The following is a 26,283-nucleotide window of genomic DNA, read 5'->3' as shown; positions in this document are numbered from 1 at the left end:
CCTTTGCTGCGTTGCGTGAAAATCTATTCATTCATCTTTTCCTGGAAAAGCTCCAGGTATTGGCCTACATGATAACCATCCATCAGGGCATGGTGTACGTGCACGGATACCGGCATACGTTTCCGCCCATGTACGTCCGTCATTTTCCCAAAGCTGATCTTCGGGCAACTGTCTTTAAAAGAAAAACTGCGGGCATGGGAAACAGCGGTAAAGTTGATCCAGGGTAAGGATGAATAATGAATCACATTTTCTCCCGATATGGCCGGTACCAGTCCTGTACTGTTTCTCACCCGATCGGTTTCCTGCTGACCAGCAGTTGCAAATGTGGGAAAATCAGCGTGATAATCTATATAGGCAAAACCAAAGGTACCATCGGGCCTGTTGATAGTAGGCGATGCATGTACCTGGTCGTATACCCATACCTGCCCCTCGCTGATACGGTAACGGAAAGGGGCTACTGCATTGGCGGCCGCCAGGGAACGGTGCAGATACCACAGGAAGAACGAATGTCCACCCGCTTTGGCCTGTTCATAAGCCCTGGTACAATCGATCTCCGTGCAAACCCCGAAAAAGGGTTCTTCAAAGCGACTGAAAAATTCAAAATGATCTTTTCTTACCCAGGTATCGAGTGGCAGTAATTGTTTCATGATATTAAATGCGGTAGTATGTCGGCCATACTGTTAAATTGATAAAAATGCGGGTCTTCAATGGTGACGTCTACATGCTCATGCTGCCAGGTAGTATGATAAGGAATATGCACGGCATAGCCACCAAGCGCCAGTACCGGCAATATATCCGACTTGAGGGAATTACCAATCATCACAAAGTTTTCGGGGGAGCAGTCAAGATGCTTCAGTAATTTCTGGAAGTCGCTTTCTTTTTTGTCGCTCATAATTTCGATATGATGGAAATAATGCGCCAGCCCTGATTTTTTTAATTTACGCTCCTGGTCCAGCAGGTCCCCTTTGGTAGCCACTACCAGCCGGTATTTACCGGAGAGCGCTTTCAGCACGTCTTCCACCCCATCCAGCATTTCAATGGGTTTGTTTAACATTTGCTGTCCATATTCAATCACCTTGTGCAGGATGGCAGGAGAAGCGGTATTTTCTGTTACCCGCAGCACCGTTTCTATCATGCAAAGCATAAATGCTTTAATCCCATAGCCATACAGGGGCAGGTTAGCCATTTCTGTTTTAAACAGCTCCTGCGATACGGTATGCCGGGGCAGGTAATCTTCCAGCAGGCTGCAAAATTGTTGTTCTACTTCCTGGAAATAAGGTTCGTTTACCCAAAGGGTATCATCGGCATCAAATGCGATGACTTTAATATGATCTACCATTGTATTATTTTTGTGTTTTACCGGGTGCAAAAATAAAACCCGGCGCTGAAATAAAACGGGACATTTGTCCCACTCCCAGGATATGTTACGGACCAACACCGCTTTTCTGCAGTTCGTAGAACAGCTTTTCGAGGACAAGCAGGCAGGAAATGCCATACAGCTGAAATCATTTGCCGCCGGCGCCTACCTGATCCGGCAGGGCTCTATCATTTCCCAGGTATACATTATCCGGGAAGGTATCACCAAATGTTATATTGCAGAAGATAACGGGAAAGACTATATTTTCGAATTCTTAGGTACCGGCGAAATCACCGGGGAACTGGAAGCCATTAACAAGGGCGCCTGTTTATCCAATATTACCGCCCTTACCCCGGTAACTGTTTTTACTATTCCGCACGACCGGTTTATGGCACTGCTACGCAGTTACCCGGAATTCAATGAACTGCTGCTGAAAGTATTGGCCGCCCGTATCTATCAAACCTGTATCCGGACCTCCTACCAGCAGTTGTACCCGGTAGAATATGCATTGCTGCGGTTACTGTCGCTGGAAGCCAGCCAGCAAACTTTCTTTGCTAAAAAAGATATGGCTGCTTACCTGGGTATTTCTGTCAGGAGTTTTAACAGGACGCTGAAAGAGTTGAGAGAGAAAAATATCCTGGATAAAGAAGGGTTGAATATTGATTTGAGTAAGGAGCAACTGGAACAGATGATTAAGCGATTTGAAGACGCATAAAAAGGGGACCAGATGAATGATCTGATCCCCTGATTCGCCTATTTATTTTTCTTCAACTGCTCTATTTCCTGCCACTGCCGCGTATTCTCCTTCTTGAGGTCGATGAGGTAGAGTGTCAGCTCTTCTATCTTCTGCAATAGTTTCTTGTTCATTTCTCCCAGGTCCAGTCCTTCTTTTTCTACCTCCTTTTTAGTAGGTATATCCGGTAGATGTTTGTTTTCTTTGATAAACGCTTCTACGTCCGACAGCGGCGGCAAGGTATAATCTGGCTGAAATACAAAATCGGCCCAGGTACCCTGGGTTACTTTTACTTTCCGGGCCCCGATCGTTCCTTCTACTGCCAGTTTGCAACTGCCGGGCGTGAGCGTACCGATGCCAACATTGCCGGCGATGTAGTGGTTGGTATTGGCCGTAAGATACATAGCATTGCCATAAGTAATACCATAACTGTTTACGGTACTATCGACAGCTGTTTTAAACGTATGGGCAGGGCCTCCCGGCTCCTGGTAAGGAAGCGGTTGTTGCACGTTATCGTATATAACGGGTGTAAATGCGTAATTACACTTATAGTTGTAGGTAGTATTGCCACGTAACCAGATAAGGATACTACCACCAATACCATTCCGCGAAACGTCCGTCCATCCTGCAACAAACCTGACGGTGGTAGGCACGAATTGCATCATATCGACATTAATAAACGCCGAGCCATTTCCCCAGGCAGTGACATGGAACCTGAATTTTGCAATAATCGACCCACGCCATTCTCCGTCGATGTGAACGCTGGAACGACCGAGCTCCAGTTCCACTGCCGCATTATTATTCCAACCACCGTCGGCAAATGTAACCGGGTAATATTTATCGAGATCTCCCTTTACCTGGAAACTACCGGTAACCTGGGCAAGGGTTATCTGGGTGCCGGCAAACATGAATAAACAAAAGAAAAAAAACTTCTTCCAGTAAAACATAGGTAAACAATTTAATTAGGGTGTTTTAAAACCGGGATAACAAGATGTTGGGTAAACTTATCTGGTAAAGGGTTGTACAGCCAGTCATCATAGGTATCACTAATATCCCGGTGAAGATAGTAAAAAAACACTACCGGGATTTTCCCCGGGTAGGGGAAATTAATTTTGTCACGTCGCAAAAATGAACTTATTTTATCGCACTCAAAATAACTCCCATGAAAACACCTTGACTTATCCTAAGCGGCCCTGGTCCGTTTATTTTCACCACCCACTATCACCATGTAAACTCGCCACAGTTATGCAAAGTAACTACCTCCGTTTTCTTGGTCCCGTCTTCAAAAGAGCACAAATAGAAGATCGCCGGGCCGAAATCATGCGACAATCTGCCCTTATCGGCGGAAAGGAAGGAATCCAAACTTTCACCGCAGAAACCGTTACCCAGGAAGACCAGCAACAGATACTGGTACCCCCTGAATTTAATGGCAAAGATTACGTGACCTTCCTGCTACACATCGATGCAGAAATTGAGCACGGACTGATGTTACAATACCTGTATGCTGCCTACAGCCTGGGCGGGCCACAGGTGCCCGATCAATACCGGGACCAGGTCAGTTCCTGGCAGGAAGTAATTCTGGGCATTGCCAAAGAGGAAATGGGGCATTTTGTATCGGTACAAAATGTACTGAAACTGATTGGCGCACCTTTGCACTTTGAGCGGCAAGATTATCCCTGGGATACCCCCTTCTATCCGTTCCCCTTTAAGCTGGAACCACTTACGCTGAACTCACTGGCGAAATATGTATATGCAGAAGCACCGGCAGCCTTCATTAACAGTGACGATCCGTGGGCCAAAGAGATCAAAGACCGTGTAGCGGCCGAAGTGCCCAAAGCCAATACAGTAGGCGCTCTATTCCATGTGCTCCTGCACCTGATACAGGACCCCCAGGTTATTAGCGACGAAATATTCCAGGCAGATACCTACCCCTACCAGGCCAAATTTGATGAATGGGGCCGGGGTTATACCGGCGGACAACGGGGCAATGCCAAGCACGGAAGTCCCCCAGGTAGCCCGGATGTACTGGTAATGCCGCTGGCCAGCAGAGACGATGCCTTCAACGCCCTTAACGCTATTGCAGAACAGGGAGAAGATAATACCAGTGTCAGCACCGATCCATCCCACTTCGAACGGTTTCTCAACATATACAAACAAATGAGTGCCGTAGTGACAGAAGCCGGTAACAGCTGGGCGCCCGCCAGGAATGTGGCAGTAAACCCCTACATTCCGGAAGACGTAGAAGACGGCAGCAGCGATCCTTCCGAGGGACAAACCGCCGACGAGGAAAGAGATCCAATCACCAACCCCGACGCACAAAACTGGGGACATCTCTTTAACCTCCGATACCGGCTACTGCTCAATTTCCTCACGCATAGCTTTGTGCTGGAAGATGGTTTAAACAGTGCCGGCGCCATGACCCCAAGGGGACTGATCATCAACTCCACCTTCGGAGAGATGTACAACCTGCGCAGCATTGCCACGGCCATGGTGCAGATGCCGCTGACAGTGGGTACAGGCGATAAAACAGCAGGCCCGCCCTTCCTCACGCCTTACACGCTGTCGTTACCAGCAGGTGAACACAACAGGTGGCGCGTACATGCCGACCTGCTACAGGCATCTGCGACGATGATCGACACCCTGCTGAAAACTACAGCAGCACAGCATCACCGCTACCTGTATGCCCTGCAGGAAGCCGATCGTAACCTGCTGCAGATTATCCGCGATATGGTAGCCGTACCTGCTTAACATCACCGCTTAAAACTATTGCTATGAAAATTACTGAAATACGTATACTGCCTCCTTTTGCCGTAGCGAGATTGGGATCTTCCCTTGTACCGGTGGCTGCCTACGACCTGGAAGTACCGGTCGACAAGCCGTTGGGGTTCCGTAAAATCGTTCCCCAGCCTACCTTTTATGTAGACCCGGCCACACACGAACTAAGCGTTGATACGCCGGAGGAAGTAATATTTAAAGATGCCACCAGTACCACGGATACGGCTGGCACTATCCGCCCGGTAGCGCCTTTCCTGGAAATATTTGCTATCACGGAAGATAATCCCGGTACCCTGGTACCACTTACCACCGATCTGCTCACAAAAGCCGGCTACCAGCTCACGGATATCTCCTGGACAATCGCCCTGGGTAACTCGAAAATTATGCGCAGAACAGGCGAGGCAGCAGATAACATCACTGCCAATGTGGTGATTGAAAAGGGCAATTTTGCGCCGCAGGCGGTACTGGCTTCCTGTGATAACTTCCTGACGGGGAGTAAGCTACCGCTGGGTTTTGTGCAATTCATCAAACCCAATAAGGATTTCCCGGAAATCCGGCTGCGCTATACACCCGGCCCAGGCGCGGTATACGGCTGCTCCCGCAACAGTATCAAAACCGCGGGTCAGGCGGCTACGCACGATCCCAACATCAAAGGCGATGCGTACGTTATATACGATCCAACCAAGCCCTGGGCCAAATACAGCGAATCGCCCAACTTCAATCCTACCTACACTATGCCCGCCCAGATCTTCGCCGGCTATTCCGACGCCGACGGCAATCAGCATAGCTGGGGATATATCGACGATGAATGCGATGGTACAGTGATCATTAACATCGGAACAACCGGTCAGGCCCCATTAACCGCCTCCGCGCATATCTGCGCCGGCCCTCCCGCCTTCGCACCCGATATATTGCCTATCCGCGCCATTTCGGATGAACTGGAACAAATACTCCATGGCACCGACCGCGATGGAGAAGTAGGTATTGAAGAAGCGGAAGAAATTGTGCGCCGCGCCTTTGAATCCATCACGCTGATGAATACCACCGTGATGAACGGGAATCCTATCAATGGCCGGTGGAACGTAGCCAGCACCATGGTGCGGCAGGATACCAACGATTTTGGCCGGCTATACGAACCGATTATGGCCGGTTCTATTGTAGATAACCTGGCCCTGCGTACCCTGCATGAAAGGGTATTCAATGGCCTCAGCACCGGCATGGCCGCCTGGTTTGCAGATGCCCTGCGCCGGCCGGATAAAATAGGCGACCTGTCCGACAAAGAACGCCGTAAAATGCCAGGCCTGATGCGTGGCGCCGATGGACGCGGCCTAACCCTCACCTATCGCATGATCAACACGGTGATACAAGCCGCCGCTTCTGCCATGTTCCGGGATAACGCCGATGCCAGTACAACAAAAATATATCCGTCCGATTCCATCAAAGCGTCGGATCTCGACGCGCAGCTCCATTACCGGGGGCAGGGCAACCCTTACAGTGTACTGTCGAGGGCCGCTATCTCAAACTGCTTCCCCGGTCTGGAGTCTGACTTCAGAAACCTGTGGCGACATATTTTCATTGGCATTACCATCAGTGAAAATGATAACTACGTATTGGAAGACACCACCAGTAATAACCTGACCGGGCGCCGGATTGTAGGCATCAACGGGAAGCCTACCATGGTGGCCGGAGAAGGCCCTGTTTTCCCCGGAGGCGATAACGTACCGTTACGTACCCAGGACAATCCTAACGGCGCAGCCTTCATGGAGTGGTCTAACTTCATCGCTTCCCTGAAGATCAAAGGCGGCGATACGGTAACACTGCAATTTACCCCCGGCGCAGCTACCCTCCCCGTACTGGTAACCGAAGATCAACTGAAAACCAATGCATTCCCTGCACTGACCTTCACCGTGCGTGAAATATTCAACACCAACGATGCGTCTATCTCCACACAGATATTACGCCCCGGCGAACTGACCCAGGGCCTTTGCGCACCCTGGCAAAACGACTACCGGGAATGCGCCTGTTACTACTGGGCCGCTACCCGCCCCGACTATGTAAACGTAGAACCGGGGGAAAACGGGCTCAGTAAAGGCGATATGTGGCTGGCTAAAAGGCGCACCGGGGAATATGTACCCGATAACCGGGTAGACTCAAGACTGTTCTCCTACAACGACCTGTTTCAAAACTGGGAAGGAGAACTGAACTTTATCATCAATGGCCGCGATGCCCTCAGTAGCGGTAAACCGGCTGCTGACACGCCCGATGGCCGTTTCCCGGAATGGGATGGAAAAATGGACTTCGTGGAAGAACCCAGCCAGCCTAAGCAAAAAGCAACGAGCACTTCCACCGATGATCGTAAAAACAAATCATGATACCTCCTTTTCCCTCAGATACAACCACCCAGTTGATCAACACCATCGCCAGCAAGCTGGCATTAGAAGTAGCCAGGCAATCTCTGCCTGGCTCTTCTCAAATACACCTGGTCCCCGGCGCAGACCATACCCGGCTCTTTGTGAGCAATGGCAGCCGTTATTATAAGATTGCCAATACAACCGCAGCACACCTGCAACAGCTCATACAGCAGGGAGATGAAGCCGCCATCCATCGTGAGCTGGTAGCCATGGGACTCCACACACTGCCTGCGATCAACGACACCCCTTTGCAGGATCCACCTGTACACGCGTTGTCGCTGGCCATTGCACAGAAATGTAACATGGGCTGTACTTACTGTTACGCCGACCAGGGCGACTTTGGCGGGCCCGCTAAAAATATGCCGCTGGATACCGCTAAGAAGTCGATCGACCTCCTGCTGGATAATGCGGAACCTGGCCGGAAAGTGCAGGTAACCTTCCTGGGAGGCGAACCTCTCATTAACCGCCCCGCACTGCGGGAGGCCACTATCTATGCGGCGGAAGCAGGCGCCCGTAAAAACATACCGGTCCATTTTTCTATTACCACCAACGGTACTTTGCTGAAGCCAGATGATGCCACCTTCTTTGAAACCTATGGCTTTGCGGTAACGGTGAGCCTCGATGGCATTGGTGCCCAGCACGACCGGCAACGTCCCTTTAAAAACGGCAGTGGTACCTATCAGCATATCATTGAAAAAATACAGCCCTTGCTCCGTATCCAGCAACAGATGCAGGTATCGGCCCGGGTAACGGTAACGCCGGGACAAAACGACCTGGGTGCCACCTTGCTGGAATTTGTCAATATGGGTTTTCACAGCGTGGGCTTCTCTCCCCTGCTCCGCGCTGCTAACGGCCGCGATGAAATGACGAAGGAAGACCTGAAAATGATGCTGGAAAGCATGATTGCCTGCGGCCTCCTGTTTGAACAACACGTGCTGCAAGGCAAACGCTTTCCCTTTCTAAACATGATCAATGCATTGAAGGAAATCGGTAAAAATACGCACCGGCCATACCCCTGTGGTGCGGGAGCAGGATACATGGGCGTATCTGCCGACGGCGGATTATTTGCCTGTCACCGCTTCGTAAATGAACCGGCCGGCAGCATGGGAAATATCTACGATGGTGTAGACAGCACCCTCCAAAACAACTGGCTGGCATCGCGGCATGTACATCAGCAAACGCCCTGCAACAGCTGTTGGGCACAATACCTATGCGGAGGCGGCTGCCACCACGAGGTATTGGAAAAAGGACGGCATGCATGCGATTATATCCGCGGGTGGCTGCATTACACCTTACAGGCACATGAACGCCTGAGTCGCCTCGCCCCGGATTGGTTTATGTAAACAATGCAACAAATGGATACCTTTGATATACTCATCCTGGGCGCCGGACCGGCGGGCACCTGTGCCGCATTACGGCTGCTGGCCCTGGGATATCGTGTAGCCATGACCGAGAGTGCCGCCTTTCCCCGTCACCAGGTTGGGGAATCGCTATCGCCGGGTATTCACAACCTGTTCGATTACCTCGATGCTACGGCTCTCTTACAGCAACCACATTGCCAGCATCAGCTGCCAGCCCAGGTCATCTGGGAATCCACCACTCCTTTTCAACTAACCCCGCAGCTCCGGGGACATGGCGTAATGGTAAACCGCGGCCTGTTGGACAAAGACCTGCTGAAACTCGCCGTAGCGCGTGGCCTGCACCTGTTGCAACCGGCGCGCTATGAAAAACGCATTCGCCATGCGCAGCATTGGGAAGTACAAGTCCGCCTCCCTGAACGCCGCATAACAGTACATAGCCGGTTTGTGCTCGACGCCCGGGGCAGACAAGGCATTACCCAATCTGAAAAATTAATAACGGCGCCGCCTATGGTGGCGTTATGGTCGCACGTCGACACCGGTCAAATGCCAGCTGCCACGTGTGTGGAAGCAGTAGCCGAAGGTTGGCTATGGGGCGCGCCAACGAGCGATAATCAATACCGGGTAATGGCGTTTGTAGATCCGAATAGCCTCCAACAACAACCGGCAGCGATTGTATATGAACAACTGCTTCGCGAAACAAAATTATTCCGGGTACCTGCATTGCCGGAACGCCTGCAATCCTGCCCCGTTACTGCTTATGCACATATACAGCCCTGGCGCAACGAATGGTTACAGTTGGGCGAGGCTGCTTTCGCGATAGACCCGCTGTCGTCTACCGGCGTAGAAAAAGCCATGCGCTTTTCCCTACAGGCGACTATTGCCGTCAACACAGTACTGAAGGGAGGCGACGCTGTTATGGCACAACAATTTTATGAGGAAAAACTACTGGAATCGGTGGTACATCATACCCAATGGACCCGGCAGTATTATGCAAAAGGCTGGCCCGGCGCCATGCACGCTTTCTGGAAAGAGCGGTCCGTTCCCCATCTCCCTGAAAAAATTACAACAACCCCCTTTTCGCAACAACTATCAGATGCCCTGCAACAAACCACTACCCCGCTGCCGCCCACGGCAGCAGGAAACAACCAAGCTCCGAACCTGCTAAAATTATGGCCGGGAAGCATTCAGCTCTCGCCGGCCATAAAATATGTTACCACATCGTGTGTAGTGGATGATTGCCTGCAACTGAAAACCGCTATCCGCCATCCTAACCTGCAAAGAGATATCGCCTTCCTCGATGCGGTGGAAATTTACCCACTGCTGCAGATGGTACCGGCCATATCAACTTTTGGCATGCTGGTAACCACCTGGAGTAAACAGGTACCTTTTCCGCTGGCCGCTAAAATGGCGGTATTCCTGTGGGATAAAGAAATCTTGTGCCCGCAGTGATTATTGCGGATCCATTCCCATATACACACCGCGATCGGCTACGATACCTGTTTCCTGTAAGAATGCGGCCATGTTAAACCCGCTGGCCTGGTAACTGGCCTGCACACTGGTTTTCGCCTGCGCCAGCGCTTCACGGCTCTCCCACTGTGCCACCGTTACACAAATCAAATTGCCCTTGTCGTCGGTATATTCATAGGCCGCATCACTGATAAATCCGGGCAGGGTTTTAATCATACGGCGGTTAATACCGGTTCTTTCGCGGAAGGCAGCAATGGCCGCCTGCGGTACCAGGAATTTATCGATGAATGCCACCTGTTGCGAATACTGCCGTGGCGGCAGTACAGGAGGCAATACCTGCAATGCCTGCAGGAAGCCCAGGCGATCTGTTAATACTTCTACGTGGTTGACTTTGCCGTTATACAACTGGTAAATAGCCATGCCGTCGTTGGTGACTACCTTTCCGGTAGGCGCCAGGTGCAGGTAAGCACCCTTGTGTGTACCCGTCCATTTCCAACGGACCACTACTTTATCTCCCTCTGCCAGCAAATCCTCCAACTGGTAATGTATATCCGGGAAAGCTGTCAGCAATGCTGCAATTGGCGTTTGGAATGCAGCCGCCCCCTTTCCGCTCTGCAGGCCGGTATAATCATCGGAGATGTAATTGGCTAACAACTGTGTCTGTTGTTGATTCAATGCTTTTTCATATAGTTCTTTGATCACTTGCTTATTTGTTTCCATTATTACCGTGTTTACCTGTTTTGTGAAATGTTTTTTACGAATGGTTTGCGCGTTGGAAATACCTGTGAAGAGCAAGCATGCTGACAACAGGTATATCCGGGCTGGTGCTGGTATCATGCGATTTGTTTTCACAAAAGTACCTCCCTTGCCAGGCGGGGAATTGTAAAAAATCATTGATTTCGGTAAACGATGCTTATTTTCTTATCGAGCATCCCCCTTTCATCCGCTATGAGTGCTCTTTTTTATTTTATTTATTATCTTGACCTGTGGTACATCAACTAGGTACATCAACTAAATAATAAACCTTGTAATATTTGAAAAGCTCTTTTTTATTGCTGCTATTAACCTTTCTGTATGGCAGCAGCCGCGCTCAGACGCTAACAGGAACAATATACGGTGAACAACATACGCCCATTCCATTTGCGACCCTTACATTACAATCTCCTGACGCTTCACCGCAACGGGTAACTATGACTGACAGTGCCGGGCATTTCCGCTTCAGCGGCCTTCGCACCGGTAGCTGGCAGCTATCAGCAACGATGATGGGTTATAAGCCACTCGTACTGGAACTACCTATCCGTAAAGACACCGGCATTGTGCTACTGTTGAAAACAGACCCCGTTCAATTGGGAGAAGTAGCCGTCAGTGCTGCCAAACCTGCCATCAGTGATCAGGCGGATAAACTGGTGTATAATATATCATCCAACGTTACCGCCACCGGCGCCGATATACTTGCTACCATCGGCAAAATTCCTGGGGTGCGGGTAAATGACAACGAGATTAGCCTGGCGGGAAAAGGCGCAGTAAAAGTAATGGTCAACGGACGCCTGCTCCAGTTGTCGGGATTAGACCTCATGCGCTACCTGAAATCACTGTCGGCCAACCAGGTTACTAAAATTGAATTGCTCAAAAACCCCGGGGCCAATTATGAGGCGGACGGAAATGCCGGACTGATCAACATCTCCACAAAGCAAAGTAAACAACAAGGATACTCCGGTAATATACAGGCCAATGCCAAACGCTGGTTTCATAGCCCGGCTGAAGCCTTTGGCACGAGCAACTATGAAGCATTAAACGCCAGCGCAGTACTCAATTACAATAGCGCCCGGTGGTCGGCCTATGGTAGCATCAACGCAGACCAGGACCATCACCTGGAAGGCTTTGAAACCACCATTGACTATCCCAAGCAAAGATGGCAACAGGCCGATACCGGCAATTATACCTACAACAACGTAAACGTGGTAGCAGGTGTGGATTATAAACTGGGCTATCAATCCAGCATCGGTATCAACTACCAGGGAGGCAAAAATATTTATGATGGCTCCGATCATGTTTATAATCCTGTGCATAACAAGGTTACGGGCAAACTGGATTCCCTGATGCAAACGTACGCTACCTACCATCCGGTAGCGCTGAGCAATGCCATTAACCTGCATTCGGTGATACACTTCGATTCCACGGGCCGCAAGCTGCTGCTGAATGCCGACTACTTCAATTACTATCGTACCGACAGATCAAATTTCGAAACGAATAACTACCGGGGAGATGACCTGGAACATTCCGTGGGTACTACCCGCTACTACGACGACAATAAGCAAAACATTAATATTTATACCTTCAAGGCGGATGTAGAAATACCCACCACCTTTGCCAGGATTGGGTTTGGCACCAAACTGAGTTTCATCGACAACTACAGTAACGCATTTTACTACAAAAAAAATAAGGCAGATGAAAAGATCTATGATCCTAACCTGAGCAACGAATTCGACTATCGCGAAAATACCCAGGCAGCTTATATCAACGCCAGTAAAGAAATAGATAAATGGAAATTCGAAGCCGGGCTGAGAGGAGAGTTAACCCAAACTAAAGGATACTCGTATACCGTACAACAAACTACGCTCCATCACTATTTCCGCCTGTTTCCATCTGTGCTGGCATCGTACCAGGCTAATGCTGACAACAGCTTTTCCTTTACTTTCGGTAAACGGGTAAACCGGCCCTCCTTCTGGAACCTGAATCCATTTAAGTCGTTGTATACTGCTTACAGTTATGGAGAAGGTAATCCCTACCTGAGCCCTGAGTACAGCAGCAATTTTGAGCTGTCGTACTCCTATAAAAGCAGGTTCACCACTTCGGTATTTTTTAATATCACCAACAATGGTTTCAATAATGTGACCATGGCCAGTGCAGACACCAATCTCGTATATACGATACCGTTAAACTTTATTCGTACCGATCGCGTTGGCATCACAGAGAGTATTGCGCTGTCGCCACTTTCCTGGTGGGATAACAATAACCAAGTAACGCTCTATCATACCGATGCTCACTCCCTGTTGCCTGCGATCAGCAGCATCAGTGCATTCAGTGCTTACCTGTCGACCAGCAACAACATTTACTTAAACAAAGACAAAACCTTTGCTGCTGCTGTAAATTTTTGGTATCAGTTCCCGGAAATAGACCATATTGGTAAAACAAATACCTATTATAAACTGGACCTGGGCGTACGGGCCTCGCTGTTGAAAAAACAGTTAGACCTCGCGCTGACAATGAACGATCTTTTCCGTAGCAGTGCCGTCGCCATGCGATCTACAATTAACGGTATTCCGCAGCAGTTCACCAACTTCCAGCTCAACAGGTTCCTGTTGCTCAGTGTCAGCTATAAATTTGGCCGCAGCGAGCATAAAGTTACTACGGGCAGTACCGGTAACGAAGATGAAAGATCGCGCATCCATTAACGATGCAATCCTTGCTTGCGCAGGTAGGCCAGTAATCTTTCGGGGTAATCTGTTTGGAGCACATTGGCAAAGCGGGCGTCTTTACGCAGCTGATCAAATCCGCTGCCGGCCTGCTTTGCCTCCATCTTGTCATATTTTCCCAGGGAATTGATCCAGATACGGGTGCCTTTACTGGTTATACCTTGCACCAGTGCATCTGCGTAGAAAGAATCATCGATATGGATGGCCGGAAACTTTCCCAGGTGGGTAGACATCCGTTCGATATCATTTATTTCAGTGACGTTATGCGCCCGGGGCATAATGGGCAGGCGGGCGTTGAAACTGCGCAGTTGTGTGGCGAATGGCGGCTCATAGATGAAGAACAGTACCTGGTCTTCCATCTGGTGAGCGGCCACCATGTCGATGGTTTGTTTCGCAAACTCCACGCTGTCTTCCTTAAAGTCGATATCCACCATGATCTTGCCTTTCGTGAGCTGTAGCACTTCTTCAAAGGTGGGGATTTTTTCAGTCGTGGGCTGACCATTAAACAGCAGTGGGAATTGCAATAATTCCTGGTAGGTATAATCCGCAATCTTCCCTTTTTTGCCGGTGGCACGGGTAATATTATCATCGTGCATAATCACCAGTACCTTATCTTTCGTAGCATGTACATCTATTTCCACGATGTCGATACCCTCTGCAATCGCCTCCCTGATAGCGGCCAGCGAGTTTTCCGGATATTTTGTATGCGCGGCCCGGTGAGCAGCCACCATAATGTGTTCTGGGTGATGATAAAATTCGTCGAGTATAGCATCAACTGGTCTTGTTTGTTGTGCCTGGAGTTGCAAAGACACGCTGCATACGAATAATAACAATAAGTATTTCATCTGCCGTTGTTTATTTTATAGGGTGGTATAGGCTACAGTAAAATAGAAGATGCTGGCTTCACAAGGACAGCAGGTTGTTTGAAAATTGGTCCTCCATATTAAAATAGCTTTTAAATGCTTAAAAATAGTATATTAAAGGAAGATCCTTCGTCTTTCCTCGTCTTTGTAAAATATTAATATGTTAAATATTTTTTGGGTTTAAAAAAAAAGCTCACCTTCGCATAAACATATGAGGAATATATCAACCAACTGGATTTAAATAAACGCACTGTTCGGAGCATCAACTAACAACCAACTTTTGTCTTTCACTTACGTTTTGACTGTATCCCTGAGTTACCTCGTTTTAACCTTCATTTATGGATTCCCCCAGTAATCATGTGATCAGGCGATGACACATGTGGTTATACTGTGTTTGCCAAACAGTACAACAACATACATCGTTGCCTCTTCCCTGGTAAGCACGAGTAGATATCTACCCGCGAAATAACCTTTTTTATTCACGGCAAAATCTGTGTTTATGAACGCAATAGATTTACCCCGCTATTCTCCAAATGTACCGTCGTTTCCATCTAAACTAATTCCAATTCTGTTATTACTGTTCTTCCTCATGGCAGCTGTACTGCGGAGCAATGCCCAATCAGCTAACTTAGACCAGGGATCCAATGGTAGTTCCACGGCGCCCACTTCCCCGGTCGACTGGGTGAATGGCAACCTGAACAACAACCAGGCGCACTTCCTGGAAGGATATTCGGTACCTTACCGGGCAGTATTAACTAACCTGGTAGCCAACAAAACCTACACGCTCGTTATCGGGTTGGATATAACAGCTAGTGGAAAACACGCGCTGGACTATATCACACAGTTCCAGCGGCTCGAACCTCATGGCATCTTCCTGCATGCAGCGGAAACGGTAAATCCTTTATTAAACATTACAGGTTTTCCTGAAAGTTATTTTACCTCTACCAGTACGCTCCCCATTCCAGCGCCTTCCAGCGCCGGATCGCCTGTTGCAGGGCAACCCACCACCAGCTTCAATGCATTGCCTGCATCGGAACGGGTGATGACAGGGTACAATGCCACCCTCAACAGCCTGATATATGCCTCCGAAGGCAGCCTTACAGGGTCTAATTCTGAAACGGTGATTAACATCACTTTCACCGCGTTGAAGGAAACCGTAGTACTGGCGTGGGGTGGACATATCGCCAGCGTGCTTGACTGGGGAAAAGATGCCAGCGGTCAAACCAATTCCGCTTCCAGCATTAACGGATCGCCCTATCACATGCGATTAAAAAACTGGATCATTGATGGTAATGTAATTAGCATTGGTAACCAGGACAGGTCCCTGAAAACCAATGCGGTGTATATTCCTCCTGAAGGCTCCATCAGTGGTCCTTCCGCAGGTTGCATCGAAACCACCTCATTGAACTATACCTCTACCGTAGATGATCCTACAGGTCTTACTTACCTGTGGAGTATCATTGGCAGCAATACTGCCAACGCCAAAATTGTTAATAATACCCTTGCCAATATACAGGTGGTTCCCATTGGTACTACCTTCACTGCCGGGTCCTTCAGTCTTCAGCTGATCGTTACCCGCAACGGGCTTGCTGATACCAGCTATTTGGGGTCTGATGTTTATCCCGGCCAGCTGATTACACTGTCAAAAGTAATGGTCAATGCCGGCGCCGATCAGAGTATCACCAATCTCGATACCGCCTACCTGAGCGCATCCGCCAGCGGAGGCGTCCCCCCGTATACATTCAGTTGGAGCCCTGTAACAGGACTTTCCAATCCAAATATCTTTAATCCACAATTTATACCAACAGGTACCGGAACATTCCAGTTTGTAGTTACCGCTACAGACAGCGCCGGTTGCGTAGGAAAGGACACCGTAGTGATAACGGTTACCCAACACCCGGCGCCGCCCTGCATCATTAATGGACCTAACCCTGTCTGTCCGGGTTCTTCCAACGTATATATGGGGCCATTACCTTCCCAGGTGGGTTCCTATAGCTGGAGCATTACCGGCGACGGCAGCATAACAGGCGCCATGAGCAATGACACAGTAACCGTAATGGCCGGCAACACCTGTGGCTCCTATACGTTGCAACTGATTACCACTACCAGCGACGGTAAGGTAAAAGATACCTGTTCCCTGATGGTAAATGTAAAAGACACCATCGCACCCGTACTCTCCGGTACAGCGCCAGATGCATCTATCACTTGTGCAAAAGACCTCCCGGCAGCACCCGTGATTACCGCTACTGACAATTGTATAGGCAATGTACAAGTGCAGATGAGCCAACAGACCATTGACAGTACCTGCGTAAACAAATTCAAACTGGTACGTAAGTGGTGGGCAGTAGATGCCTGTGGCAATACCTCTGATACACTCACACAAACCATCACCGTGAACGACAACGTGAAACCAGTGATCGCCGCTGACTTCCCGAAAGACGTGAAAGTACAGTGCGTCAGCGACATACCTGCGCCGCCTGCACCAACCGCTACCGATAACTGTGATGCGCTCGTTACACCGATATACGATGAAATAGGCAGCGGTACCGCCTGCGACTCTACGATTGTTCGCACCTGGATATTTGCAGATGCCTGCGGTAACAGCGATTCCGTTAAACAGACCATTCACATCAAGGATAGCATCGCACCTGTACTTGCTGGTACAGCACCAGATGCAGCTATTACTTGTGCAAAAGATATCCCGGCAGCACCGGTAATTACCGCTTCTGACAATTGTACCGCCAATGTGACTGTACAGATGAGCCAGATGACCACTGACAGTACCTGTGTGAATAAATTTAAACTGGTACGTAAGTGGTGGGCTGTGGATGCCTGTGGCAACACTTCTGACACACTCAAACAAACCATTACCGTAAACGACAACGTGAAGCCGGTGATTACCGCTGATTTCCCAGCAGATGTAAAAGTACAGTGTGTAAAAGACATACCGGCGCTGCCAACGCCAACAGCTACCGACAACTGCGATGCCAGCGTTATTCCGGCATACAGTGAAGCCGGCAGTGGCTCCGCGTGCGACTCTACAATTGTTCGTACCTGGATATTTGCAGATGCCTGCGGCAACAGCGACTCTGTTAAACAGACCATCCACATCAAAGACAGCATTGCGCCTGTACTTTCCGGTACAGCACCAGATGCAGCTATTACTTGTGCAAAAGATATCCCGGCGCCTCCGGCAATTACCGCTTCCGACAATTGTACTGCTAACGTAGCAGTGCAGATGAAGCAGTACACTACAGACAGCACTTGTGTGAATAAATTTAAACTGGTACGTAAGTGGTGGGCAGTAGATGCCTGTGGTAACAGTTCTGATACACTCAAACAAACCATTACCGTAAACGATAACGTGAAGCCGGTGATTACTGCTACCTTCACTACAGATGTGAACATACAGTGTTTAAAAGACATCCCGCCGGTGCCTGCGCCAACTGCCACCGACAACTGCGATGCGGCTGTTACACCGGTATACAGTCAAATTGGTAGCGGTACCTCCTGCGACTCTACGATTGTTCGTACCTGGATATTTGCAGATGTTTGCGGTAACAGCGACTCTGTTAAACAAACCATCCACATTAAAAACAATGTTGTGCCTGTACTTTCCGGTACAGTGACCGACCTGGTCGTAGCTTGCGCCAAAGACATCCCGAGTCCGCAAACCATTACTGCCAGCGGCAGTTGCAGTGGGGCCACTGTATACTTCTCTGCTGTAACCACTGACAGCACTTGCGTAAACAAATTCACAGTAGTACGTAAATGGTGGGCTGTAGATGGCTGTGGCAACAAGTCAGATACCATCAAACAAACTATTATCGTAAAAGACAGTATTGCCCCGATAGTAGCCACCGCCCAGGGAAGCGATAAGCTGATCAGCTGCAGCGTTCCACTCGCGTATGACGCACCAACATTTACAGATAACTGTAATGGTAAAGTTACCGTGACCACCAGCGACAGGAAAGAAGGAACCGTTTGTCCGTTTAAATACATCAGGCGCTGGACAGCCACCGACGAATGTGGCAACTCCATCTATGTAGAACAGGCTATTACCGTAAGCTGTTGTGTAAGCTACTGTACTTATACCCAGGGCTTCTATGGCAACAAGGGCGGCGTAGGATGTACTCCTGGCGGCGGCAGCCTTAAAGCACAGCAAATGATGTCGCAGGTAGTAGACGCTCAACCAGGCGATTCCGCTATCTTCGGACTGAAATCAACAGGTAAATTCTTTACCTTGTTCCTGGGCGATATTACCAATAGCAGCATATTTAATATGTTGCCTGGCGGAGGTACAGCCGTTGCGCTGAAAGGATATGCTACTTACAGCAAATCAGCCACCTGGCCTAATGTACCAATATCCACCGCATCAACAACATTCGGTAAGATTAACAATGTGCTCTTGTCTCAAACAATGACCTTGTTCTTTAATATGGGAATCACCCCGACCTTGTCAGCACTGACCATCGACGGCGACTCCCTGTTTACCGCCAAACTGACCACCTGCGGCAGCAACACACCGGTATCACAGATAGACGCCTACAAGTTGCCAATCAACGTCGTGGCCTACTTGTCATCTACCGGACAGGCCACCGTACAAGGCTTGTTTATGCTGGCCAATAAATACCTCGGAGGACAGACCGTCAGCGGCGTAAGCGCTTCAGATGTAAATGCGGCCATAGATGCGATCAATAATGGATTTAATAACTGCGCCGTACTGGTAAGATGGGCGAAGACTGTTACTGCCATCAGCAATATTTCAAGCGTATCATACGACAATTCGGGTCAATTGAATTACAGCAAGGAAACAGCTCCTTCGAACCTGTCAGTAACCGTATTCCCGAATCCATATACAGAAACTATATTGTTCCGTTATGTAGCACCGGAAACAGGTAAAGCACAACTGGAATTGTATGATCTGCAGGGACGCCGGGTAGCGGTTGTTTATAGTGGAGAAGTAACCAAGGGTAGTTTACAGTTGATAGAATATCATGTACCTGAAACGTCCAGGATACTATTCATCTATAGATTAAGCGTAGGTCAGTTTAACGCCACCGGAAAAATTGTACCCGCCCGATAGTATACTTTAGCGTGATCGATAAAACAAAGAAGGCCCGGCTTGTTAGCCGGGTTTTCTTTTGTAATTATATTTGTTATATTCACTATCAGACCTTAATCATAGGTGATAATGAAAAGCAAGTACCCGGTAGTGCTGTAAATGATGACCGGCGACCAGATCATGCCAATAGATTTAAAGTAGTACAGGAAATAAAAATCTGCGCAAAGCACTACTAGGGCCACTACCACATCGCTCCCATTAAATTGATTAGACTTTGCCTGTAACACGCGATAACCGGAATATCCAAGGTATCCGCTTAATAGGGTAATGACCAGTAAAAAAGTATTTCTTCCAAATACAAAAACGCCTATCAAACCTGTGGCAATCACCACTGACAAGAATAGAAGGAACAGGCGACCACTTTTCCGGTGCAGTATTCCTCCTTTCCGGGTCAGTAACGCCACCAATCCCAGGATCAATGCAACAGATCCCGCAGTAACATGCGTGATAATATTGGCGCTATGCAAAACGGAGAGGGAAACCATGTACTGGCGTCTTTCCACTCTTCCTATTTTCAAAAAAAGTTTCATTTTTTCGGGTAAATTAGGCACTGACTTATGGTGGCTAATTAAACAGAACAGATGAACAAACTTATCGCGGCCCTGGCATTGTCTGTTGCAGCAATGACCAGCTATGGCCAATCTTCCACGCATGACCTGCAATTCAACCAACTGGCCTCCCGCTGGGATGAAGCCGTACCATTGGGCAACGGCCTGCTGGGCGCCCTGATCTGGCAAAAAGGCGATCATCTCCGGTTTTCGCTCGACAGGGCCGATCTGTGGGACCTTCGCCCCATGAAAGGACTGCACCGCAAAGAATTCAGCTACCAGTGGGTAATAGACCAGGTACATAAAAAGGACTATCAACCCGTACAACAATACCTCGATGCGCCCTACGATGCAGAAGCCGCGCCTTCTAAAATTCCCGGTGGGGCATTGGAATTTGATACCCAAGACTGGGGACCGGTGCAATCGGTCCATCTGAGCCTGCAAAACGCCCTCTGCGAGGTAAAATGGAACAATGGCGCCTCGCTGCAAACCTTCGTTGATGCGGTAAAACCAGTGGGTTGGTTTCGTTTTGAAAACATCCCTGCTCAGCTGATACCTCAGCTGGTAGCGCCGCAATACCAGGGCGCCATAAAGAACAGCGGCGATCCGGTGGGAGGTGATGACCTGTCGCGGTTAGGCTACAAACAAGGCGATATCCATCAAACCGGCAATAGTATTACTTATCACCAGGAAGGCTGGAATGGGTTTACCTATGATATCAATGTACGGTGGAAGCAAACAGCCGCTCATACCATTGAAGGCGTATGGAGTATTTCATCGCAATACCCCAAACAGGCGGTGCAGGAGCTCGCGGAAAAAGTAACTGCCCGCAGCACGGCACAAACTTTCGACAAAGCGCTGATGGCACATAGCGGCTGGTGGCGCCAGTTCTGGAGCAAATCTGCTATTCATGTACCGGATACCCTGCTGGAAAAACAGTGGTACCTGGAGCAATATAAATTTGGCGCTGCTGCCCGGAAGGATGCGCCGCCTATTTCCCTGCAGGCCGTGTGGACAGCCGACAATGGCCGCATTGCACCCTGGAAGGGCGATTACCATCACGACCTGAATACGCAGCTCAGCTACTGGCCTGCCTATAGCAGCAACCACCTCGAAGAAGCCACCGGCTATCTCCGTCACCTGGAAAACAACAAAGCTAACTACCTGCGCTATACGAAGATGTATTTTGGGGTGCCAGGACTCGCCGTACCGGGCGTAACCACTCTCGACGGCACCGAAATGGGCGGATGGATCCAATATTCGCTGTCACCCACCGTATCTTCCTGGCTGGCCCAGCACTACTACCTGCAATGGCGTTACAGCATGGATAAAAATTTCCTGAAAGAAAAAGCCTACCCCTGGTTTAAAAACACGGCTACCTTCCTGGAAAACATTACCGTAAAAGATGAAAGTGGTCATCGTAAGCTAAAAATCAGTTCCAGCCCGGAGATCAACGACAACAGCCTGGACGCCTGGTTTCCACAAAACACCAACTACGACCTGGCGCTGATGAAGTTTACCTTCAGCAAAGCCGCAGAACTGGCCACAGTGCTTGGACTGAACAGTGAAGCCGCTCATTGGAAAAAGATACTGGCCGAATACGGTGACTTTGCACTCAGCCCTCAACATGAGCTGATGTTTGCCCCGAGCATGGCGTATAACCAATCGCACCGCCACTTTTCGCATATGATGGCTATTCATCCGCTGGGACTCATTAAATGGGAAGACGGTGAAGCTGCCCAAACCATTATCCGCAATACCATACATCTCACCGATAGTATGGGCCCGGCATATTGGTGCGGCTACTCCTATTCCTGGATGGCTAACCTGAAAGCCAGGGCCAAAGATGGCGCCGGCGCAGCCAAAGATTTACAAATCTTTGCAAAGGCCTTCTGCTCTATCAACAGTTTCCACCTGAATGGCGACCAAACCAAATCGGGTTTGTCTAAATTCACGTATCGTCCGTTCACCCTGGAAGGTAACTTCGCCTTTGCCGCCGGACTACAGGAAATGCTGTTGCAGAGCTACGCCGGCTTTATCGAAATCATGCCGGCCATCCCTGTTGACTGGAATAACGTGGCCTTTGAAAATTTACGTACTGAGGGCGCCTTCCTGGTAAGCGCGAAGAAAGATGGGGCACAGGTGGCGGAAGTGAAAATAGTGTCTGAAAAAGGCGGCGCTACCCGCTTGAAACTACCTTTCAAAACATTTTACGCGGCCAGCAACAAAGGATTTGTGATAAAAAATGCAGGGGATGGTTTTCTTCAGCTGAATAGCCAACCAGGTAGCGTGTTGGTGCTGAAAAATGGATATGAATAATTGCATCACCATCAATAAAAAATCCCTCCCATTTTTAATGGGAGGGATTTTTTATTGATGTGGGGAAGTATTGTTACCTGTATAAAACCTTCCGCAGTCACGAATGTATTTATAGTATTGGTACTCTGTTTCAAAGCTTAATAGCAGCTCATAGCTGGGCCGGTATTCTTTCATAAATGCTTCCAGCGCGGGCGATTGTAATCCTGTAATTTTCTTTACCAGCACGGCGTTAAAGCGGTAGTCAATATATTTTTCGCGCTCATCCCTTTCCAGGAAACGCCGGAAGGCTTCCATCCGCTTAATTTTCCGGATGCTCAGCAGGGCGTCCAGGTTAACGCCGGCTCCTACTCCATTGCCGCCGCTGGTCAGGTAGTCCGGCGCATAATCGAATACTTTCCGGTATTCATTGCGGCGTTCCAGCGAGTCAAACTTATATCCCCGCATCTTTTCCGTTACCACCACGGTAGGCAGGGTCATTACGCTCACATGCAGGCTCATATCAAATGGGCGGTTGAATGGAATTTCCCTTACGGCAAATTTCATGGTAGGCTTTCCCTGGTAAGAAAAACTGATGGAATCCGTTACCGGTACAATGATACTATAGTGTCCTAAAGAATCGGTGATGGCGCCGGCGCCGGAGTTACTCATAACGCTCACGCCCGCCATGCGTACCATTTGTGTACGGTCATAAACGGTTCCGCTCACCCGTACCTGCGCCTGTGATACGATGCCTGCCAATATCAGTACCGCTAATAATGCTACTTTTTGTAAGTGTGTAGAAATGCCCATTTCAGCCCCAATCTAAGACAGGCGGCAAATATATACAAGAATATCACAAATATTAACAATTCATTGAGGCGCCGGGCGCCGCTGAAAACTTTTCTTAATTTCACACAAATATTCACTGCCAAGGCTATGCAAGCTCCGTTATACGATCCATCGCTGAACGATTTTTTTGACGTGATCAAATCTTTCATCACTCTTTCTGCCGATAGTAAATTGGCGATGGCAGGTATTCTTGACAAGAAGGAGCTACCCAAAGGTTATCAACTAGTACGTGCAGGGACGGTGTGCCGGCACGTGTATTTTGTTGAGAAGGGCCTTACCAGGACGTTTTATAGCAAAGAAGGGAAAGATGTAACCGACTGGATCAGCGTAGAAAAAACCTTTGCCACCTCTATTGTGAGCTTTATCACCGGCCTGCCGGATATCCGCAGCATTGAATTGCTGGAGCCTTCTGTGTTATGGGCCATTGGTCACGACGATTTGCAACAACTCTACGATGCAAATCACGAAATAGAGCGTTTTGGCCGCTTGCTGGTAAGCCATGGCCTGGTACAAATGCAGCAACGCTTCGACGACCTGCATTTTGCCACCGCCCGGGAGCGTTACCAAAAGCTGATAGCGCAACATCCCAGTATTATTCAGCGGGTGCCGCTGGGCATGGTAGCTTCTTACCTCGGCATTACCCCCGAAACACTGAGCCGTATCCGCGCCGGCTATAGTAATTGATAAATGTCAAAGGAAAAAAAATAACGGGTATCCATCTTTGTAGTACAAAATTACAAGGTTATGAACACGCTATTATGGATTGCCCAGGGCCTGCTGGCCGCCGTTTTCATGTATTCCGGCATCATGAAATCTTCCCAGAGAAGAGAAAAACTAATGCAAATCGGACAAACGGGCGTAGCCAACTTATCTTATCCTATGATCCGGTTTATTGGCACCATTGAAATATTAGGCGCGGTGGGTATTATAGTCCCCTGGGCCACCGGTATTTTGCCGTGGCTGACTCCTTTTACAGCATTGGGTTTTGCTGTAATTATGATAATGGCGGCGCCTATTCACTACAAACGTGGCGAATATGTCGCCGTGGCCTTCAATATTTTCCTGTTGCTGACGGCCCTGGCCGTAATGGTCCTGCGGTATGCCTGATACTACTTATCCCTACCGCTTCCTGGCTATTTTTTCCTGTAAGATGGCAATCTGGTTGAGGCTTTCTTCGAGTCGACCATAACAGGCGCTGCCATCGATAGCCAGGTCTCTTTTGCTGATATCATTGCCAGCTAAAAAAGCGTCCAGGTTGGACAGGTAGCGGACCTGTTGTCCGTATAAAATATCGTAAATCTGGTCATTGAGCTTATCGCCCTCGATCTTCAGCGGATCGCTGACATAATCGGTGACATTGCGCATTTGTTCCATCACGAGGTTCATGCTGGACTTGAGGGCTTCCAGGTGCGCCTCGTCTTTTTTACCCGGGGTAATATTGTTACGGAATAAGCTGTCGGACAATGCTTTCCGCAGCTTCATGTAAATCTTCAGTTCCCGCTTCAGATCTTCGAGATGCTGGTTTAGGTCGGCAGCCTTCTCCCGGGAAAAATATTTATCAATATCATTATTCAGATGTCGGGTCCAGGTTACCAAGTCGAAGGTAATATCCGTTACGGCGGCTTTGGGTGACTGTGCCCCCGCCTGTGTAGAAAATACCAGCAGAAAGAGCAGGACTGTTCCGGGAAATACTTTGCTAAACATCATATCGGTACTGATTAAGCGATTGCGCGGTGGCACATTGAAAATAAACAATTTATGAGAGTACGGCAAAATATTATATCCCTAACGCCAACGCCTATATCCTATTTTATTGCCCGCGGCCGGCAGATGTTGCTATATGGCAATTATGTTGTAAATTATTGGCTATAAACCTGCTTTATCGTATGAAAATAGCCACCTATAATGTAAACGGTATTAATGGACATCTCCAGGTATTGCTTCGCTGGCTGCAAGCAACCACTCCTGATGTGGTGTGTTTACAGGAACTAAAGGCCCCACAGGAAAAATTCCCGGAGCAGGCTATCCTGGATGCCGGTTACCAGGCGATCTGGCATGGCCAGAAAAGCTGGAATGGGGTGGCTGTTCTATCCCGCAACCTACCCATGAAAGAAATAAGGCGTACGCTCCCCGGCGATCCGGATGACGTACACAGCCGGTATATAGAAGTCGACATCAACGGCCTGCTCATTGGCGGCCTGTACTTACCCAACGGTAACCCCGCCCCCGGTCCTAAATTCGACTATAAGCTCAGCTGGTTTAAGCGGTTGACCGACCACGCCAAAGGCTTGTTGGACCAGGGCATACCGGTGGTGCTCACCGGCGATTTTAATGTAATGCCCACCGAAAAAGATGTATATAAGCCTGAGCGTTGGGTAGATGATGCCCTGTTCCGGCCGGAAACCCGGGCGGCTTTCAAAAACCTGGTAGACCAGGGCTGGACAGACGCCATCCGTAAGCTCTATCCCGAAGAAACCATTTACACATTCTGGGACTATTTCCGCAATGCTTATGGCCGTAATGCCGGTTTACGCATCGACCATTTCTTGCTTAGTCCGCAGGTGAGCAAGCGCCTCCAGGCAGCTGGGGTAGACCGCGAAGTACGCGGCTGGGAAAAAACCAGCGACCATGCACCGGTATGGATACAGCTGGCCGGCAAATAGGGCCACTCCGCCATTGAACAATTCCTGTTATTCTCCGTTTAAGTACTGTTCCCTACACGCTTCCAACACGGGGAGTCTAGCCAGGCTATACCTGTTAGCCGGCGTGAGGCCTTATTTCATCACTCAAAACATGTTGCTTATGTCTATCGTAAAAGTCATTGAAGTTATTTCGTCGTCTGACAAAAGCATTGAAGATGCTTTACAAAATGCAGTAGCGGAGGTGTCTAAAACCATTCACAATATCGACTCTGTATTTGTAAAAGATATCAAGGCCCATGTAAAAGATGGGAAGATAAGCACCTACGGTCTTATCTGTAAGGTATCATTCCGGGTAGATAGTTAACGACAACTGAAAGC

Annotated in this window: 20 protein-coding genes; 12 read left to right on the top strand and 8 right to left on the bottom strand. The window is 49.0% G+C overall.

The genetic code is table 11. The features are described from left to right. Window positions 1–23: 23 nt before the first annotated feature. Window positions 24–647, bottom strand: coding sequence for a chloramphenicol acetyltransferase (locus FHW36_RS15650; RefSeq protein WP_145670504.1), 624 nt, complete (start codon window positions 645–647; stop codon window positions 24–26). Then, window positions 644–1,339, bottom strand: coding sequence for an HAD family hydrolase (locus tag FHW36_RS15645; protein WP_145670503.1), 696 nt, complete (start codon window positions 1,337–1,339; stop codon window positions 644–646). The genes FHW36_RS15650 and FHW36_RS15645 overlap by 4 nt, the downstream gene beginning before the upstream one ends. 64 nt (window positions 1,340–1,403) lie before the next feature. On the opposite strand from FHW36_RS15645, the gene FHW36_RS15640 reads away from it, so the two are divergent. Further along, on the top strand, window positions 1,404–2,072 hold the full coding sequence (locus tag FHW36_RS15640) for a Crp/Fnr family transcriptional regulator (protein ID WP_222429090.1): 669 nt from the start codon (window positions 1,404–1,406) through the stop codon (window positions 2,070–2,072). A 38-nt stretch (window positions 2,073–2,110) separates the two neighbouring features. Here the strand turns inward: FHW36_RS15640 and FHW36_RS15635 are convergent, their stop codons facing one another. After that, the gene (locus tag FHW36_RS15635) at window positions 2,111–3,037 is read right to left on the bottom strand and encodes a hypothetical protein (RefSeq protein ID WP_145670502.1); all 927 of its coding nucleotides are present in this window, start codon (window positions 3,035–3,037) and stop codon (window positions 2,111–2,113) included. A 298-nt stretch (window positions 3,038–3,335) separates the two neighbouring features. Here FHW36_RS15635 and FHW36_RS15630 point away from each other — a divergent pair, with 298 nt between their 5' ends. The 4 genes from FHW36_RS15630 to qhpG are packed head-to-tail and all read left to right on the top strand — an operon-like array spanning window position 3,336 to window position 10,086. Next, entirely contained in the window at window positions 3,336–4,838 is a 1,503-nt protein-coding gene (locus FHW36_RS15630) for a ferritin-like domain-containing protein (RefSeq protein ID WP_145670501.1), read from the top strand. Window positions 4,839–4,861: 23 nt separating this feature from the next. Continuing rightward, window positions 4,862–7,237, top strand: coding sequence for a hypothetical protein (locus FHW36_RS15625; RefSeq protein ID WP_186452472.1), 2,376 nt, complete (start codon window positions 4,862–4,864; stop codon window positions 7,235–7,237). Beyond that, window positions 7,234–8,619, top strand: coding sequence for a radical SAM/SPASM domain-containing protein (locus FHW36_RS15620; RefSeq protein WP_145670500.1), 1,386 nt, complete (start codon window positions 7,234–7,236; stop codon window positions 8,617–8,619). Before FHW36_RS15625 ends, FHW36_RS15620 begins: the two co-directional genes overlap by 4 nt. Before the next feature lie 12 nt (window positions 8,620–8,631). Beyond that, window positions 8,632–10,086 (top strand): flavin-dependent monooxygenase QhpG, encoded by a 1,455-nt coding sequence (qhpG, locus tag FHW36_RS15615; protein WP_186452471.1) that lies wholly within the window; start codon window positions 8,632–8,634, stop codon window positions 10,084–10,086. On the opposite strand, the gene FHW36_RS15610 is transcribed toward qhpG, so the two are convergent. Beyond that, on the bottom strand, window positions 10,087–10,941 hold the full coding sequence (locus tag FHW36_RS15610) for an ester cyclase (RefSeq protein WP_186452470.1): 855 nt from the start codon (window positions 10,939–10,941) through the stop codon (window positions 10,087–10,089). 197 nt (window positions 10,942–11,138) lie between these two features. Here FHW36_RS15610 and FHW36_RS15605 point away from each other — a divergent pair, with 197 nt between their 5' ends. After that, window positions 11,139–13,559: an outer membrane beta-barrel protein gene (locus FHW36_RS15605; RefSeq protein ID WP_145670497.1), complete on the top strand. Its 2,421-nt coding sequence runs from the start codon at window positions 11,139–11,141 to the stop codon at window positions 13,557–13,559. On the opposite strand, the gene FHW36_RS15600 is transcribed toward FHW36_RS15605, so the two are convergent. After that, window positions 13,556–14,425: a glycerophosphodiester phosphodiesterase family protein gene (locus FHW36_RS15600; RefSeq protein ID WP_145670496.1), complete on the bottom strand. Its 870-nt coding sequence runs from the start codon at window positions 14,423–14,425 to the stop codon at window positions 13,556–13,558. The genes FHW36_RS15605 and FHW36_RS15600 overlap by 4 nt on opposite strands. 517 nt (window positions 14,426–14,942) lie before the next feature. Between FHW36_RS15600 and FHW36_RS15595 the strand changes: the two genes are divergently transcribed. Next, window positions 14,943–19,529: an HYR-like domain-containing protein gene (locus FHW36_RS15595; RefSeq protein WP_145670495.1), complete on the top strand. Its 4,587-nt coding sequence runs from the start codon at window positions 14,943–14,945 to the stop codon at window positions 19,527–19,529. Window positions 19,530–19,621: 92 nt separating this feature from the next. Here the strand turns inward: FHW36_RS15595 and FHW36_RS15590 are convergent, their stop codons facing one another. Continuing rightward, window positions 19,622–20,098 carry a DUF2306 domain-containing protein gene (locus FHW36_RS15590; RefSeq protein WP_145670494.1) on the bottom strand — a complete coding sequence of 159 codons (477 nt, stop codon included), beginning with the start codon at window positions 20,096–20,098 and terminating at the stop codon, window positions 19,622–19,624. Between the two features lie 51 nt (window positions 20,099–20,149). Here FHW36_RS15590 and FHW36_RS15585 point away from each other — a divergent pair, with 51 nt between their 5' ends. After that, complete coding sequence (locus tag FHW36_RS15585) at window positions 20,150–22,435, top strand: glycosyl hydrolase family 95 catalytic domain-containing protein (protein ID WP_145670493.1); 2,286 nt, start codon at window positions 20,150–20,152, stop codon at window positions 22,433–22,435. A 51-nt stretch (window positions 22,436–22,486) separates the two neighbouring features. On the opposite strand, the gene FHW36_RS15580 is transcribed toward FHW36_RS15585, so the two are convergent. After that, on the bottom strand, window positions 22,487–23,224 hold the full coding sequence (locus tag FHW36_RS15580) for a peptidase associated/transthyretin-like domain-containing protein (protein WP_145670492.1): 738 nt from the start codon (window positions 23,222–23,224) through the stop codon (window positions 22,487–22,489). A 126-nt stretch (window positions 23,225–23,350) separates the two neighbouring features. Between FHW36_RS15580 and FHW36_RS15575 the strand changes: the two genes are divergently transcribed. Both FHW36_RS15575 and FHW36_RS15570 read left to right on the top strand, forming a co-directional pair. Continuing rightward, window positions 23,351–23,947 carry a Crp/Fnr family transcriptional regulator gene (locus FHW36_RS15575; RefSeq protein WP_145670491.1) on the top strand — a complete coding sequence of 199 codons (597 nt, stop codon included), beginning with the start codon at window positions 23,351–23,353 and terminating at the stop codon, window positions 23,945–23,947. 60 nt (window positions 23,948–24,007) lie between these two features. After that, the gene (locus FHW36_RS15570) at window positions 24,008–24,370 is read left to right on the top strand and encodes a DoxX family protein (RefSeq protein WP_145670490.1); all 363 of its coding nucleotides are present in this window, start codon (window positions 24,008–24,010) and stop codon (window positions 24,368–24,370) included. Between the two features lie 12 nt (window positions 24,371–24,382). Here the strand turns inward: FHW36_RS15570 and FHW36_RS15565 are convergent, their stop codons facing one another. Continuing rightward, entirely contained in the window at window positions 24,383–24,970 is a 588-nt protein-coding gene (locus tag FHW36_RS15565; RefSeq protein WP_145670489.1) for a hypothetical protein, read from the bottom strand. Window positions 24,971–25,149: 179 nt separating this feature from the next. Here FHW36_RS15565 and xth point away from each other — a divergent pair, with 179 nt between their 5' ends. Both xth and FHW36_RS15555 read left to right on the top strand, forming a co-directional pair. Then, on the top strand, window positions 25,150–25,926 hold the full coding sequence (gene xth / locus FHW36_RS15560) for an exodeoxyribonuclease III (RefSeq protein ID WP_145670488.1): 777 nt from the start codon (window positions 25,150–25,152) through the stop codon (window positions 25,924–25,926). A gap of 139 nt (window positions 25,927–26,065) precedes the next feature. Continuing rightward, entirely contained in the window at window positions 26,066–26,269 is a 204-nt protein-coding gene (locus tag FHW36_RS15555; protein WP_145670487.1) for a dodecin family protein, read from the top strand. The last annotated feature ends 14 nt before the right edge of the window (window positions 26,270–26,283 follow it).

It is taken from the genome of Chitinophaga polysaccharea (assembly GCF_007829335.1).
Lineage (GTDB): Bacteria > Bacteroidota > Bacteroidia > Chitinophagales > Chitinophagaceae > Chitinophaga > Chitinophaga polysaccharea_B.
This window is presented reverse-complemented; position numbering and strand designations above follow the sequence as displayed.

Excerpts from the sequence above, each read along its gene's own strand:
- FHW36_RS15565 (WP_145670489.1), bottom strand. The coding sequence starts at position 24,970 with ATGATGTTTAGCAAAGTATTTCCCGGAACAGTCCTGCTCTTTCTGCTG.
- FHW36_RS15650 (WP_145670504.1), bottom strand. The coding sequence starts at position 647 with ATGAAACAATTACTGCCACTCGATACCTGGGTAAGAAAAGATCATTTT.
- xth (WP_145670488.1), top strand. The coding sequence starts at position 25,150 with ATGAAAATAGCCACCTATAATGTAAACGGTATTAATGGACATCTCCAG.
- FHW36_RS15575 (WP_145670491.1), top strand. The coding sequence starts at position 23,351 with ATGCAAGCTCCGTTATACGATCCATCGCTGAACGATTTTTTTGACGTG.
- qhpG (WP_186452471.1), top strand. The coding sequence starts at position 8,632 with ATGGATACCTTTGATATACTCATCCTGGGCGCCGGACCGGCGGGCACC.
- FHW36_RS15625 (WP_186452472.1), top strand. The coding sequence starts at position 4,862 with ATGAAAATTACTGAAATACGTATACTGCCTCCTTTTGCCGTAGCGAGA.
- FHW36_RS15570 (WP_145670490.1), top strand. The coding sequence starts at position 24,008 with ATGAACACGCTATTATGGATTGCCCAGGGCCTGCTGGCCGCCGTTTTC.
- FHW36_RS15600 (WP_145670496.1), bottom strand. The coding sequence starts at position 14,425 with ATGAAATACTTATTGTTATTATTCGTATGCAGCGTGTCTTTGCAACTC.
- FHW36_RS15630 (WP_145670501.1), top strand. The coding sequence starts at position 3,336 with ATGCAAAGTAACTACCTCCGTTTTCTTGGTCCCGTCTTCAAAAGAGCA.
- FHW36_RS15610 (WP_186452470.1), bottom strand. The coding sequence starts at position 10,941 with ATGATACCAGCACCAGCCCGGATATACCTGTTGTCAGCATGCTTGCTC.
- FHW36_RS15585 (WP_145670493.1), top strand. The coding sequence starts at position 20,150 with ATGAACAAACTTATCGCGGCCCTGGCATTGTCTGTTGCAGCAATGACC.
- FHW36_RS15595 (WP_145670495.1), top strand. The coding sequence starts at position 14,943 with ATGAACGCAATAGATTTACCCCGCTATTCTCCAAATGTACCGTCGTTT.
- FHW36_RS15580 (WP_145670492.1), bottom strand. The coding sequence starts at position 23,224 with ATGGGCATTTCTACACACTTACAAAAAGTAGCATTATTAGCGGTACTG.
- FHW36_RS15645 (WP_145670503.1), bottom strand. The coding sequence starts at position 1,339 with ATGGTAGATCATATTAAAGTCATCGCATTTGATGCCGATGATACCCTT.
- FHW36_RS15635 (WP_145670502.1), bottom strand. The coding sequence starts at position 3,037 with ATGTTTTACTGGAAGAAGTTTTTTTTCTTTTGTTTATTCATGTTTGCC.
- FHW36_RS15555 (WP_145670487.1), top strand. The coding sequence starts at position 26,066 with ATGTCTATCGTAAAAGTCATTGAAGTTATTTCGTCGTCTGACAAAAGC.
- FHW36_RS15590 (WP_145670494.1), bottom strand. The coding sequence starts at position 20,098 with ATGAAACTTTTTTTGAAAATAGGAAGAGTGGAAAGACGCCAGTACATG.
- FHW36_RS15620 (WP_145670500.1), top strand. The coding sequence starts at position 7,234 with ATGATACCTCCTTTTCCCTCAGATACAACCACCCAGTTGATCAACACC.